17 protein-coding genes and 2 tRNA genes are annotated in these 12,850 nt (G+C 73.2%); 8 read left to right on the top strand and 11 right to left on the bottom strand.

Annotated elements, in window-relative coordinates; genetic code table 11:
- Positions 1 to 106: 106 nt before the first annotated feature.
- The 6 genes from IE225_RS29185 to IE225_RS29160 all read right to left on the bottom strand — a co-directional run bounded on the left by IE225_RS29185 (position 107) and on the right by IE225_RS29160 (position 2,824).
- Positions 107 to 277 (bottom strand): pRL2-8, encoded by a 171-nt coding sequence (locus tag IE225_RS29185; RefSeq protein WP_190060667.1) that lies wholly within the window; start codon positions 275 to 277, stop codon positions 107 to 109.
- A gap of 2 nt (positions 278 to 279) precedes the next feature.
- Positions 280 to 597 carry a hypothetical protein gene (locus tag IE225_RS29180; protein WP_190060643.1) on the bottom strand — a complete coding sequence of 106 codons (318 nt, stop codon included), beginning with the start codon at positions 595 to 597 and terminating at the stop codon, positions 280 to 282.
- Between the two features lie 115 nt (positions 598 to 712).
- Positions 713 to 1,012 (bottom strand): hypothetical protein, encoded by a 300-nt coding sequence (locus tag IE225_RS29175; RefSeq protein ID WP_190060642.1) that lies wholly within the window; start codon positions 1,010 to 1,012, stop codon positions 713 to 715.
- Positions 1,009 to 1,905, bottom strand: a complete 897-nt coding sequence (locus IE225_RS29170) for a protein spdB (protein ID WP_308432566.1) — start codon at positions 1,903 to 1,905, stop codon at positions 1,009 to 1,011. The genes IE225_RS29175 and IE225_RS29170 overlap by 4 nt, the downstream gene beginning before the upstream one ends.
- Positions 1,902 to 2,558, bottom strand: coding sequence for a GGDEF domain-containing protein (locus IE225_RS29165; RefSeq protein WP_190060641.1), 657 nt, complete (start codon positions 2,556 to 2,558; stop codon positions 1,902 to 1,904). The genes IE225_RS29170 and IE225_RS29165 overlap by 4 nt, the downstream gene beginning before the upstream one ends.
- Entirely contained in the window at positions 2,555 to 2,824 is a 270-nt protein-coding gene (locus IE225_RS29160) for a DUF6284 family protein (protein ID WP_190060640.1), read from the bottom strand. The genes IE225_RS29165 and IE225_RS29160 overlap by 4 nt, the downstream gene beginning before the upstream one ends.
- Positions 2,825 to 3,525: 701 nt before the next feature.
- Between IE225_RS29160 and IE225_RS29155 the strand changes: the two genes are divergently transcribed.
- Positions 3,526 to 4,656, top strand: a complete 1,131-nt coding sequence (locus IE225_RS29155; RefSeq protein WP_506004988.1) for a helix-turn-helix domain-containing protein — start codon at positions 3,526 to 3,528, stop codon at positions 4,654 to 4,656.
- On the opposite strand, the gene IE225_RS29150 is transcribed toward IE225_RS29155, so the two are convergent.
- Positions 4,640 to 5,431 carry an NUDIX domain-containing protein gene (locus tag IE225_RS29150; protein WP_190060639.1) on the bottom strand — a complete coding sequence of 264 codons (792 nt, stop codon included), beginning with the start codon at positions 5,429 to 5,431 and terminating at the stop codon, positions 4,640 to 4,642. The two genes, IE225_RS29155 and IE225_RS29150, sit on opposite strands and share 17 nt — an antisense overlap.
- A 355-nt stretch (positions 5,432 to 5,786) precedes the next feature.
- Here IE225_RS29150 and IE225_RS29145 point away from each other — a divergent pair, with 355 nt between their 5' ends.
- Positions 5,787 to 5,999 (top strand): hypothetical protein, encoded by a 213-nt coding sequence (locus IE225_RS29145; RefSeq protein WP_190060638.1) that lies wholly within the window; start codon positions 5,787 to 5,789, stop codon positions 5,997 to 5,999.
- Positions 6,000 to 6,114: 115 nt separating this feature from the next.
- Here IE225_RS29145 and IE225_RS29140 read toward each other — a convergent pair whose 3' ends face one another.
- The 3 genes from IE225_RS29140 to IE225_RS29130 form a co-directional block, all read right to left on the bottom strand.
- On the bottom strand, positions 6,115 to 6,516 hold the full coding sequence (locus IE225_RS29140; protein ID WP_190060637.1) for a nuclear transport factor 2 family protein: 402 nt from the start codon (positions 6,514 to 6,516) through the stop codon (positions 6,115 to 6,117).
- A gap of 2 nt (positions 6,517 to 6,518) precedes the next feature.
- On the bottom strand, positions 6,519 to 7,175 hold the full coding sequence (locus IE225_RS29135) for an SDR family oxidoreductase (protein WP_190060636.1): 657 nt from the start codon (positions 7,173 to 7,175) through the stop codon (positions 6,519 to 6,521).
- 227 nt (positions 7,176 to 7,402) lie between these two features.
- Entirely contained in the window at positions 7,403 to 8,668 is a 1,266-nt protein-coding gene (locus IE225_RS29130) for an amidohydrolase family protein (RefSeq protein WP_190060635.1), read from the bottom strand.
- Positions 8,669 to 9,072: 404 nt separating this feature from the next.
- On the opposite strand from IE225_RS29130, the gene IE225_RS29125 reads away from it, so the two are divergent.
- The 6 genes from IE225_RS29125 (at position 9,073) to IE225_RS29100 (ending at position 11,952) form a co-directional block, all read left to right on the top strand.
- A tRNA-Thr gene (locus IE225_RS29125) sits at positions 9,073 to 9,145 on the top strand.
- 45 nt (positions 9,146 to 9,190) lie between these two features.
- Positions 9,191 to 9,263: transfer RNA gene (locus IE225_RS29120), tRNA-Met, on the top strand.
- Between the two features lie 90 nt (positions 9,264 to 9,353).
- Positions 9,354 to 9,518, top strand: a complete 165-nt coding sequence (rpmG, locus tag IE225_RS29115) for a 50S ribosomal protein L33 (protein WP_190060634.1) — start codon at positions 9,354 to 9,356, stop codon at positions 9,516 to 9,518.
- Positions 9,519 to 9,839: 321 nt separating this feature from the next.
- On the top strand, positions 9,840 to 10,292 hold the full coding sequence (locus tag IE225_RS29110) for a MaoC family dehydratase N-terminal domain-containing protein (RefSeq protein ID WP_190060633.1): 453 nt from the start codon (positions 9,840 to 9,842) through the stop codon (positions 10,290 to 10,292).
- Positions 10,293 to 10,296: 4 nt separating this feature from the next.
- Positions 10,297 to 10,725, top strand: a complete 429-nt coding sequence (locus IE225_RS29105; RefSeq protein WP_190060632.1) for a MaoC family dehydratase — start codon at positions 10,297 to 10,299, stop codon at positions 10,723 to 10,725.
- Between the two features lie 171 nt (positions 10,726 to 10,896).
- Positions 10,897 to 11,952 carry a UDP-N-acetylmuramate dehydrogenase gene (locus IE225_RS29100; RefSeq protein WP_190060631.1) on the top strand — a complete coding sequence of 352 codons (1,056 nt, stop codon included), beginning with the start codon at positions 10,897 to 10,899 and terminating at the stop codon, positions 11,950 to 11,952.
- 173 nt (positions 11,953 to 12,125) lie between these two features.
- On the opposite strand, the gene IE225_RS29095 is transcribed toward IE225_RS29100, so the two are convergent.
- On the bottom strand, positions 12,126 to 12,758 hold the full coding sequence (locus tag IE225_RS29095) for an NAD(P)-dependent oxidoreductase (protein WP_190060630.1): 633 nt from the start codon (positions 12,756 to 12,758) through the stop codon (positions 12,126 to 12,128).
- Between the last annotated feature and the right edge of the window lie 92 nt (positions 12,759 to 12,850).

Below are 12,850 nucleotides of genomic sequence, written 5' to 3'. Positions count from 1 at the left end.
TCCTCAACTCCCCAAGACGAGGGGGCGGGAAAGAAAAGGCATGGGCAGGGCCGGGCGGCAGCGGAGCCGCCCGGCAGGCGTGCGGGTCAACCGGTGCGGGATGTGCTCACCACCAGCGAGATTCCTTCTTGGGCACCAGGTAGGGGCAGCCGTTGATCATGTGGTCCACGCACTGCGGGCAGTCCTCGCGCGGGCGGAGCTTGCGGTGAATGCTGCGGTCGTGGGCGTGCTGCCAGCACTGCGGGCACTCGCCCGGAGGCGTCTCCTGCCGGGCCATGCTCACCACCACCCTGACGACTTCTTGGCGGCCTTGGCGCGGGCGGCCTCGGTGAGCAGCCGCTGGCGCTCGCCGTGCAGGGCGGTCAGCTCCGCGGTCAGCCGCATCTCGGCGGCGTTGCCCGCGGCGTCCATCCGCTCCTCGGCACGGTCGGCGCTGCGGCCCCGGGTGATGCGGTAGGCGCCGCCGGCCAGGGCACGGGCCATCGCGCGGCGCTCGCGGCCGTTCAGCGGCCACCACTCGCCCCGGCGGACCGCTTCCAGCTTCTTCTCCGTCGCCCGGATCTCACGGTCCAGACGGCGCAGGTCGGGGTTGCCCATCACACACTCCTAGGACTGGTAGAAGGGGAATTGCACGGCACGCAGGTGCCGAGCGACGTGGGGATGACGTAGCGGGCGCCGGACGGATCGAAGTACTTGCCGAACGCGGTCGGCATCAGGCGTCCCGTGCCGCGCGGGCCTCGGCCCGGCTGAGCTGTTCCGGCCGGGTGCGGGGCGTGGTGGTGTCCCAGCAGAACGGCCGGAGGGCATCGGCCGCGGTGAAGACGCGCAGCGCGGCGCCGGCCGGGGCGTCGGGCAGGGGGTAGACCCTGCCGCCGTCCAGGGAGGCGAGCAGCCGCGCGGCGTGGTGCTCGCAGCCGGACACGCCGGCCCCTTTGGCGTCCAGGACCGTGACGGCGACCGGCCCCCCGCAGGCGGTGGGGTCATCCGGGTGGGCAGCAGAGCAGCGGGTCACGACTGCTCCTCCCGCCCGAGCGGGCCCCGGTCGGCGGCGGCCACGCGCTTCCACGCCGCCCGCAGCCGCACCTCGGAGGCGGAGTGGCCGGCCGCGCGGAAGCGGGCCGCCGTCTCCCGGTACGACAGCGCCGGGCTCTGGCTGTGCCGGATCTCGTCGACCAGCCCGTCCAGCGCCGCATCAGTGAGCGCGGGCCCTGCCGTCTCCAGCGCCGCCACCGCCTCGCTGGGCCCCCACACCGGCAGCTCCCAGCGGGGTGTGACGCCGGGTGTGACGCGGCTCGTCACGCAGGTCAGCGCCCTGCCGGTGTCCTCACCGGAGCGGGCCGTCTCCAGCGTCGCCCACGCCCGCGCGAGGGTCTTCGCGGTCCGGGCCTGGGTGCGGGCGACGCGGGCCCCGGCCTGCGTCACGGCCACCAGCCTCGTCTCCTCGGTGGCCGCCTCCGCGCGCAGCCGGGCCCGGGCCACCGCCGCCTCATCCCGCGCCTCCTGCCGGATGCCGCGGATGGCGTCCAGCGCCGCCGGGGTGAGCGCCGTCTGCTCCCACAGCCCGTGCACCAGCCACAAAGCCTTGGCCGCCACCGGCAGCCAGGCCACCGCCAGCCACGCGGCGACCGCGCCGCCGGCGGTGAGCGCATGCGCGACCAGCACGCCGGTGGCGATGAGGCCGAAGCACCAGCCGACCGCGGTCACCGCCCGGCGGTGGTCGCCCTGCGCCGCCAGGCGCCGCTCGTAGGCGAGGGTGGCCAGCCACCCGCCGTCGATGCCCAGCCCGACCACCAGGGCGACCGGCCACGGCACCGCCGCACCCAGCCACATCACCACCACCGCCAGGGCGAGCACCATCGACACCGCCGTCATCGCCACGGCGGGCAGCACCGTCTTGGCCCTCACGCCGCCTCCCTGCGGTGCGGGGTGTGGGTGCCGGGGCGCCCGGTGCGGCGGCCGGCCGTGGTGGTGCAGGTGGGGGCGGGGCCGCCGGCGATGCGCCAGCCGCCCCCGGCGCGCTTGGCCGCGTACATGGCCTCATCCGCCCGCCGCAGCGCCAGCGGCAGCGACGGCGCCGGCAGCTCCGCGGTCACGCACGCGCCGATCGAGGCGCCCACGGCCAGCGTCATCCCCCGGTAGGCGAACGGGGCGGTCACCTCGCCGTGCAGACCGCCCAGCAGCCACGGCAGCACCGCCGCATCCGGCAGCGGCACCACGGCGGCGAACTCATCCCCGCCCAGCCGGGCCGCCACGCCGCCGCGCCGGTCGCTGAGCGCGTCGCCCAGCCTCGCCGCCACGGTGCGGATCGCCTCATCCCCGGCCGCGTGCCCGAAGGTGTCGTTGAGCTGCTTGAACCCGTCCAGGTCCAGCAGCAGCACGGCGTGCGGGCCACGGGCCAGCGCCCGCGCCGCCCGGTGCTCGAACACCGCCCGCGTCGGCAGACCCGACAACGGGTCCCGCCGCGCCGCGGCCAGCCGGCGCCGCAGCACCACCCCGTGCCAGACCCACCCCGAGGCCAGCGGCACCGCCGCGGCAAGCGCGGTCACCACGTCGTTCATGCCGCACCGCCCGGCAGGCTCACGCCGGCCGTGCCGGTGGCCAGCGCCGCCCGCTCGGCCAGCACCCGGCGCAGCGCCCGGCGGATGCGCTGCCGGTCGATCTCGCTCGGGGTGCGGTCCAGGGTGATGATCTGCGCGTCCAGCAGGTCGACCTCCGCCAGGATCGCGGGCAGTTCCTGCTCGATTGCGTCCAGCTCCGCGCCCGTCGGCTCCATGAAGTCGGCGAACGCCGTAACAGCGTCCTGAACAGTCACGATGACGTCCATTGGGTCGTGTTCTCCCTTGCAGGTGGCAACGGCCCGAAAGCGGCTCCGGTGTGCCAGCACCGGAGCCGCGCGCCGTTGAAGTCGGCCGATCCGACTCCCCGCGCTTCCGCCCGTAAGACCCGCAGTGCGCGGGCCGGACGGGCGGAAGAGGCAGCCGGCCGCAGCGCCCTGCGCTGCGAGGCCGGGAAGGGACCGAAGGGGGTGTGCGGGCGCCGCCGGCCGGTCCCTCACGGCGGCGCCTGTCGATGTCGTCGATTCACCGGATCTCTCCTCACTCGAAGCGGACAAGGACTGCTGCAAGGGGGACCTGCGTCCCCACCCTCCGGCCGTTGCTCGCGGTCACCGGGCCACCTCGCCAGTCGGGCCGAAGCCCTGTCCCCTGGCCTTGTCGGGCGGTCTTGCAGCGTGTCCGCCCTGGAACGGCCGCAGCGCGGCCACTCCTTGCACACACCGCGAACCGAGGACGACCTCGATAACTGGTGCGCACCAGTAGAGTGCATCTGGTGCGCACCAGAGTCAAGGCTGGTTCACCGATTCAGGTGGCGACCACCCGCCGCGGTGCACTCCCAGGAGACCGTTCGAGACAGGGACGCCGGTAGCCAACACCCCTTAACGTTCGGCGTGTTAACCCCTGTTGACCTGCGGCAACGTCGTGCATCCTGGGTGGGTCAGCGATAGGAACGAACGCCGGGCGGTGGCCTGTGAGCGCAGGACTTCGGAACGCGCGTACGGCGCGAGGGTGGTCCCAGGAACGACTGGTTCGCGAGATCGAGCAATACGCCCGACGGAACCTGGTCGATGTGGCCTCGAAAGCCAGCCTGCGCGTGTACGTCTCCGAGTGGGAGAACGGCAGGCGGGTCATCTCGAACCACTACGCGGCCATTCTGCGGCGGCTCCTTGGAGTCACGGACGCAGAGTTGAGAGACGCCGGTCCCGCTCCCACCGCGCCGTCGGCAGACGGCTACGACGAACTGCTCAGCAGGATCGACTCCGCCAGCAGCGTCAGCGCGTCCATGGTGAAGGCGTTCAACGACCAGACCGAACTCCTGCGCACGATGGACCGCCAGATGGGCGCCGCGAGCCTTGTTGACCAGATGACCGGCCACCTCGCAGCGCTGGAAGAGGCGTTGAGCTTCGCCGTCCTGCCCTCCGCTCGCCGACCGGTCGCCCTCGCGCTGGCCGGCGCATCAACCCTCGCAGCGTGGCAGGCGATCGACTCAGGGGCGATCGAACGAGCGTGGCGGCACTACGAGCTTGCGAAGCGGGCAGCACGCGACGCTGAAGCACCGATGTACCTCGCGCACGCGATGGGTGAGCAGGCGTACGTCTTGTGCGAGGCAGGTCGGCCGGCGCTCGGTGTCGAGCTGGTGCGCGACGCTCAGCGCACTTTGGGACAGTCCGGCTCGCCCCGACTCCGGGCATGGCTCCACGCGGCAGAGGCAGAGTTGTGCGCCCATGCCGGCATGCCGGATGACTGCCGCCGCGCTCTCGACGCGGCCATGGGCGAGATCCCCCCAGGGCCCGAGGATCGAGACCCGGACATGGTGAGCATCTTCCTGAACGGTGCTCACCTCACCCGATGGCAGGGCAACGTGCTCGCTCTACTCGGAGACGAGGAAGCGGTCACTAGCCTCTATGACGCGTTGGAAGCGATGGACCCGACGTTCGTCCGGGCCCGGGCCGGTCTGCACGCCGACTTGGCGCACGCGCACCTGACCCGGACCGAATACGACGATGCTCGGACCCACCTGCAGCAGGCTCGCCTGCTGGCGAGCCGCACCGGTTCGGTGCGGCAGCGCCGTCGCGTCGATCGGCTCAGTGAACGGCTGTGACGTTCTGTTTGCCCTTGGTCGCCAGGATGTGAAGCAGCGCGACCAGGGTGCCGGAACCCAGTAGCTCACCGCGGGCCATGAGTCCGGGGATGTCGGCGAGGGGTACCCACTCGATGTGACCGGCTTCTTCCAGGTCGGTCGGCTCTCCCACCTTCTCCGCTCCGTGAGCTACGAAGATCTCGTGGGGAGAGTCGACCATGCCGACCATGGGCTGGTAGCTCACGACGTGCTCAAGATTCTTCGGACGCCACCCCGTCTCCTCGATGACTTCCCGCAGAGCGGTGTCCGCCGGCTCCTCTCCCTTATCGACGATGCCGCCGGGCAGCTCCCAGCCGAAGCGCTGTGGCACGAACCGGTAGCGCCACATCATGAGCACGCGGTCTTGATCGTCAACCACGGCTGTGACAGCGACGCGGTGAAGCTTGACCACATGGTGTTCGAACCTCTCCACACCGGGCGGTTCCACGTCCCACAGTTGTAGCTTGACCCAACGGTTGTCGTAGAGGTCACGCTCGCCGTGGATACGCCACGGCTTCAACCCTTCCGGCGGTTTTACGCTCACCTTGCCCGGGACCCGGTAGGAGCTCCGACCCCGGACTTCCAGGGCACCCTCCGACACGAGACGGGCGAGAACCTGCCGGAGCGCCGTCCGCCCGATGGCGAGCTCCTCGGCCAGTGTGCGTTCAGAGGGGATCTTTTCGCCGGGACCGCCGTACTCGCCATCGGCAAGCCGCTGTCGCAGCGTCTCGTAGACCTTGGTCGTCTTCGGTCCCATCCGCGGACCACTCTCCGTTCTGAGGTGGTGCGTACCAGCGTAGCAACAGTCGTTGCCGCAGAGTGGGATGGGCTGTTACTGCCCGCCTCGATACTTCCCGCTGAGTGCTTCGTGGGGCATCTGTGGGGCGCTGGGCATCCACTATTGGAACGGCCCAGGTCACAGGGGGATGGCTGCGCGGCCTGTAAATCTGTCGGCTATGCCTACCCAGGTTCGAATCCTGGCGCCGCCACGCGACGAAGAGGGGCCTTCCTCAGCGGAGACGTTGAGGAAGGCCCCTCTCGGTGTTGCGGTGTTGCGGTGTTGCGGTGGTGTGCGGCGGGGCGTTGTCGGTGGGGGCGGGCACACTGGTGCCATGTCCTCTCCGCGCAGGCGCTGTCCCGAGTGTCGTCGTGAGATCGCCGTCGTGGCGGGGAGGCTGGCGCGGCACGATCCGCCGGGGGCGCGAAGGAGCGGGCGGCTGGTGTCGTGTCCCGGATCGCGGCGGCCGGTGCAGACGGGGGCCGTGCAGCCGGGGCTGGACGGGTACGTCGTGCCGGAGTTCCCGGGGCAGTTGCGGCTGTTCTGATTCCGCGTACGGGCCCGTTCCAGGCGCCCGCGTACGGGGGCTTGTTCCAGGCCCGCGTACGGGGGCTTGTTCCAGGCCCGCGTACGGGCTCGCTCGTGAACTCGTGAAGCGGGTCTCAGGACGTCTCCCGGCCCTGGTGTCGTGCCGCCGCCCGTACGTCCATCCGTGCCACCCGCCCGTCCTCCGCGAAGCGGTACACGTGCTCCACCAGCCCCGCCCAGTGGTCGCCCGAGTCGTCCCGGTGGCCCTGCCGGACGGTCGCCACCACGGCTGCCCCGTCGGTGTCGGGGCGCAGGCCCTCCAGGCGGACGAGGGGGTGGCCGGTGGCGAACTGCCGGTCCCAGTACGCCCGTACCTCGTCGTGGCCGTGCAGGCGGGTGCCGTCCAGCACGTTCGGCCAGTCCACGTCGGGTGCCAGGCACCCGGAGAGGTGCGTGTCCCGCTCGTCGGTGGAGAAGACCTCGTACATGCGGCGCAGCAGCGACTCCTGCTCGGCCGGTACCCCCTGCGTCGCCATCGTCAGTTGCCCGCCACCGACTTGACCGCCACGGACACCGGTGTGGAGCCGCTGATCAGCTCCAGGGTGAGGCCCGCCGTGGCCGGGGTGTCGATCAGTTCGGCCAGGACGGCCGCCACGTCGTCGCGCGGGATCGGGCCGCGGCCGGTGTGGGCCTCGAGGCGGACCAGGCCGGTTCCGGGGTCGTCGGTGAGCCGGCCGGGGCGCAGGATCGTCCAGTCCAGGGCGTCCTGGGCGCGCACGTACGCGTCGGCCGCGCCCTTGGCCCGCAGGTAGGCGTCGAAGACCTCGTCGCCCTGGTGGTCGGGGTCCGCGCCCATCGACGACACGACCAGGAACCGGCGTACGCCCGCCCGTACCGCCGCGTCGGCGCACAGGACGGCGGCCGCGCGGTCCACCGTCTCCTTGCGGGCCGCGCCGCTGCCCGGGCCCGCGCCCGCCGCGAAGACCAGCGCGTCGGCGCCCCGCAGCCGCTCGGCGAGTTCCTCGACCGACGCCGACTCCAGGTCCAGGACGATCGGTTCGGTGCCCGCCGCCCGCAGGTCGTCGCTCTGCTCGGCGCGGCGGATGATGCCCGCCACCTCGTCCCCGCGCGCCGCGAGCAGCCGTTCCAGCCGCAGCGCGATCTGACCATGACCACCAGCGATGACAATGCGCATGATTCCGACCGTACGCCCGGATGGCTGTATCCGCCGCCCGAGTTCGGTCGTGTCCGGTCGTGGTGCGGTCGCTCCCGTGGACGGCGGTGAAAGCCCCGCGGTCGATCCTCCTGTAGACGGCTCCTGTAGACGGTGGCGAAGGCCCCCGGCGACCCTTCCCGGCCCCTACGGCGCCTGGCCCTACGGCGCCCGGCCCTACGGCGCCCCGGCCCTACGGCGCCCCGCCCCTACGGCGCCCCGCCCCGCCCCTGCCGAGGCAGCCCTGACGCCGCCGACGCCGCGGCGGCGCAGAACTCCCGGACCGCGCTCGTGCGCGTCACCACGCGCCCCCGGTGCACCACGATGCGGCTGTACGCCAGCGACAGGGCCCCCGCCAGCCCGTCCGCGCGCACCGCGAGCAGCTCGGCCGGGAAACCGGCCTCCACGCGCACCTCGGGCAGGCCGAGGACGGCGCGGGCCGACGAGCTCACGGCGTCGTAGGCGTCCTCGGGGCGCAGGCCGTGCCGGGAGGCGAGGAGGTAGGCCGCCTCCAGGGGGTCGCCGCGGCCCACGGGGTTGGACAGGTCGCGCAGGGCGCCGCTGCCGGCGGCGATGCGCACGCCGGCCGCCCGCAGCAGCCGCACCGGGGCCGTGGCGCGCCGCTCCGCGCCCGTGCAGCCGCCCTGGGGCAGGCAGACGACCGCCACGCCGGCCGCGGCGAGCTGGTCGGCGGTGCGCGCGGCCACCTCGGCGGGCACCCGGCCCAGGCCGCCGCACGGGCCGAGGGTGACGCCGGGGCGCAGTCCGCCCGCCATGGCGGCGATGCGGGCCAGGCGGGCCGGATCGGTGCCGTCGGTGTGCAGGTCCACCGGGCAGCCGTGCTCGGAGGCGACCTCCAGGACCGCCTCGACGTAACCGGCCGGATCGGGGTCCAGGTCGGGGCAGCCGCCCACCACACCGGCGCCCATCTTCACCGCGTCTCGCAGCATCGCCAGCCCGTCGGCCCCGGCTGCCCCGGTCAGTACGCGCGGCACGGCCACCGCCGTCAGCTCGGCCAGCCCGCGCAGCGCCCGGCCCGCCCGCAGGACGGCGGCCAGGGACTCCAGCCCCTGCACGTCGCCCACGCGCACGTGCGCCCGCAGCGCGGTCGCGCCGTGGCCGAGCTGCAGCAGCACCGCCTCGGTCGCCCGGCGCTGCACGTCCTCGGGGTCGTCGCAGGCCGGGCCGCCGCCGGCGGCGGCGGACAGGGCGGCGTCGCCGTGGGCGTGGGGCTCGGCCGGCGCCGGCAGCAGCAGGTAGCCGCCGAGGTCCACGCGCGTGCCGTCGTCCCGGCCGCTCACCGCGAGGCTGCCGGCCGTGCCGACCGCCTCGATGCGGCCGCCGCTCAGCCGTACGTCCACCACCCGCCCGTCGCTCAGGTGTGCCCCGCACAGCAGCAGGGGACCGGTGCCCGCGGGCGCAGGCGCGGGCGCGGGTGGGAACGGGTGGGACGGCGGCGGCTGACTGTCGGGCATCGCGCTCCAGGCACTCCGGACACTCGGGGGCACTCAACGGGCTCGGGCACTGCGTGCGGGCTGGGAGGGGTGCTGATCACACAGAGTGAGTCGAGCCTAGGGTCGCGCTCCGCGGCGGGTGGGGAGGAGCGCAATAGTCGTACCGGTGGGACGTCGACGGGGGCATCGGCCACCGGGGCGGCTCTACGGCTCTACGGTCCTACGGCCACAGGTCCGTGGCCACGGTCACGGTCATGTCCGCACACGCACGCACGCGCGCGTGCGACTCACGCACGCGCGCGTGTGACTGCCGTGGTGCCGCGGTCCTCCGGGGCGCGCGGGAGGCGCCGCCGACCGGTTCCGGGCGGTCGGCGCGGAACGGATTTGGGCGAACGGCGGCCGACCGTGTAATGTCTTCATCGCTCGCCCCAATAGCTCAGTCGGCAGAGCGTCTCCATGGTAAGGAGAAGGTCAACGGTTCGATTCCGTTTTGGGGCTCTGATGTGAGCGGTTCCGCCGCCGTGCGGAACCGGATCGCATCGCAGCGGTGTAGCTCAGTCGGTAGAGCAAGCGGCTCATAATCGCTGTGTCACCGGTTCAAGTCCGGTCACCGCTACTTTCAGTAGCCGATTGCCGGGTCGGTCCGTCGATCGGCTACTCTTCTTGTGCGTTAAACCAGTCCACCCGTTCGTCAAGGAGCACTCACGTGGCTGCCACCGACGTCCGCCCGAAGATCACGCTGGCCTGCGTGGAGTGCAAGGAGCGGAACTACATCACCAAGAAGAACCGCCGGAACAACCCGGACCGGCTCGAGCTGAAGAAGCACTGCCCGCGCTGCAACCGCCACACCGCGCACCGCGAGACCCGCTGACCCAGGCTCGTCCCCGGCGTACCCGGACCCTGACACGGGCCGCGTACGTCATACGGTCCACAGGAGTCCACAGGACAGTCGTACACGAGGCCGCCCCGCCGTCAGGGGGCGGCCTCGTGTCGTTCCACGTGTCGTTCCACCGGGCGTCGCCCGCTGTACGGTGATGCCGCGGATGCCGCGCGCTCGTGAGCGGGCCGCCCCGTCGGCTGCCGGCCCTCCCGGGACCGGAGGGCGGTCGTGCACCGGACCCGGAGCGGGCCCGGATCCCGAGGGGCGGTCGTGCACCGGACAACGACAGCAGACACCAGGAGGTGCCGAGCCATGGCGCTCGACCAGTCCTTCGTGGGGCGGACCTATCCGCCCACCGCCCCCTACGAGGTGGGCCGGGAGAAGATCCGCGAGTTCGCGGAGGCGGTGGGGGACCCCAACCCGGCGTACACCGACCCGGAGGCCGCGAAGGCGCTCGGCCACCCCGACGTGATCGCCCCGCCGACCTTCCCGTTCGTGATCACCTACCGGGCCGCGGCGGAGGTCGTCGGCGATCCGCAGCTCGGCCTGGACTTCAGCCGCGTGGTGCACGGCGACCAGAAGTTCGCCTACACCCGGCCGGTGCGCGCCGGGGACCGGCTCGCCGTCGCGCAGACCATCGAGTCGATCAAGTCGCTGGCCGGCAATGACGTCCTGGTGATCCGTGGCGAGGTGCACGACGAGGCCGGCGAGCACGTCGTGACCACGTGGATGAAGCTGGTGGCCCGCGCGGCCGGGGAGGCGTGAGCAGATGACGGCGAAGATCGCGTACGACGACGTCGAGGTCGGCACCGAGCTGCCGGCGCAGACCTTCACCGTGACCCGCGACACCCTCGTGCGGTACGCGGGCGCCTCCGGGGACTTCAACCCGATCCACTGGAACGAGCGGTTCGCCAAGGCGGTCGGGCTGCCGGACGTGATCGCGCACGGCATGTTCACCATGGCCGAGGCGATCCGCGTGGTCACCGACTGGACCGGCGACCCGGGCGCGGTCGTCGAGTACGGCGTGCGCTTCACCAAGCCCGTCGTCGTGCCCGACGACGACAAGGGCGCCACGGTCGAGGTCGCCGGCAAGGTCGCCGAGAAGCTCGACGGCAACACCGTGCGCGTCGACCTCGTCGCCACCAGCGGCGGCCAGAAGGTGCTGGGCATGGCCCGAGCGGTCGTACGGCTGGCCTGAACCCCCCCGCCCCCGGGGCGGGGCCGGGCGGCGAGGGGCGCCGGCCGGCGCGAGCGCTCCTCGCGTGATCGGCGCGGTGTCTCCGTAAGCCCCGCCCCGCCGACCGCTCCGCCGACCGCCCCGCCCCGCCGCGCGGCGGAGCGGTCGGCGGGGTCTCGTAGTCTTGAGCCCGTGCAGGAACTCCACGACGCCCCCCTCGCCCCGCTGACCACCTTCCGGCTGGGCGGCCCCGCCGCCCGGCTGCTCACCGCGACCACCGACGACGAGGTGATCGCGGCCGTCCGCGAGGCCGACGAGACCGGTACGCCGCTGCTGCTCATCGGCGGCGGATCCAACCTGGTCGTCGGCGACAAGGGGTTCCCCGGCACGGCCCTGCGCATCGCCACCCGCGGCTTCACCCTCGACGGCACCGCGCTCGAACTGGCCGCCGGCGAGGTGTGGACCGACGCCGTCGCCCGCACCGTCGAGGCGGGACTGGCCGGCATCGAGTGCCTCTCCGGCATCCCCGGCTCCGCGGGCGCCACGCCGATCCAGAACGTCGGCGCCTACGGCCAGGAGGTCTCCTCCACGATCACCGAGGTCGTCGCCTACGACCGCCGGATCGGCGAGACCGTCACCCTCACCAACGACGAGTGCGGCTTCTCCTACCGCCACAGCCGCTTCAAGGCCGACCCCGACCGCTACGTCGTCCTGCGCGTCCGCTTCCGCCTGGAGGACGCCGGCGGTCTGTCCGGGCCCATCCGGTACGCCGAGACGGCCCGCGCCCTCGGCGTCGAACCCGGCGACCGCGTCCCCCTCGCCGACGCCCGCGACACCGTCCTGAAGCTGCGCGTCGGCAAGGGCATGGTCCTCGACCCCGAGGACCACGACACCTGGTCGGCCGGGTCCTTCTTCACCAACCCGATCCTCACCGACGCCGAGTTCGCCGCGTTCCGCGCGCGCGTGCGGGAGCGGCTCGGCGACGACGTCGAACCGCCCGCCTACCCGGCGGGGGAGGGCCGTACCAAGACCTCCGCGGCCTGGCTGATCGACAGGGCGGGCTTCACCAAGGGCTACGGCACCGGGCCCGCGCGCATCTCCACCAAGCACACCCTGGCACTCACCAACCGCGGCGGCGCCACCACCGAGGACCTGCTCTCCCTCGCCCGCGAGGTCGTCGCCGGCGTGCGCGAGGCCTTCGGGATCACGCTGGTCAACGAGCCGGTGATGGTGGGCGTCGAGCTGTAGCGGCACCACCGGGCAGCAGCCGCCCCGCCGGGCAGCAGCCGCCCCACTGGACCACCGCCGCCCCACCCCGCCGTGCCGGCCCGTCCCTCACCGCGCCGGGTCGCGCTCCCGCCGCGCACCGGAGCGCAGGCTCGCCGCACTGGGCCGCGCTCCCGCCGCGCCGGGGCGGCGGCTCAGTACGCCACCCCCACGCCCTGCTTCACCGTCGCCGGGTCCTCGACCATCTCCAGCATGGCGTGCGCCACGTCCGCCCGGCCGATGAAGCGCCCGCTGCGCGGGAAGCCGCCCACCACCCGGCGGTAGGAGCCGGTGACCGGCTTGTCCAGCAGCCGCGGCGGCCGCACGATCGTCCAGTCCGTCGCGCTGCGCTCCAGTTCGGCCTCCATCGCGCGCAGGTCGGCGTAGACGTCCTTCAGGATCGCGGAGACGATCCGCCGCACCGCGCGGTCCAGGGCCGGGTCGTCCTGCGGCCGCGGGCCCACCGGCGCGGCGCTCACCACCAGCAGGCGCCGTACGCCCTCGGCCTCCAGCGCCCGCAGCACCGTGCGGGTCAGCCGGGTGGCCACCCCCGCGTCGGCGCGGCGGCGCGCGCCCAGGCCCGAGAGCACCGCGTCCCGGCCCGCCACCGCCGGACGCAGGGCCTCCGGGTCGGACAGGTCGGAGCGGACCACCTCCAGGCGCTCCCCGGTGACGGGGAGCCGGGCCGGGTCGCGGACCACGGCGGTGACCCGGTGGCCGGCGTCGAGCGCCTGCCGGACGATCTCTTGGCCGATGCCTCCGGTGGCGCCGAAAACAGTGAGGTTCATGGTGTGCTCCCAACCTTCCGGGACAGTGTGGGTGAGTACTCACTCACTCCTGCTTACCCTAGAGTGAGTAAGCACTCACCCACCCGTCAAGG

Origin of the sequence: Streptomyces echinoruber, from assembly GCF_014651135.1 — a bacterium.
Classification (GTDB): Bacteria; Actinomycetota; Actinomycetes; order Streptomycetales; family Streptomycetaceae; genus Streptomyces; species Streptomyces echinoruber.
Note: the sequence above shows the minus strand (reverse complement) of the source record. Positions and strands in the feature narration are given on the sequence as shown.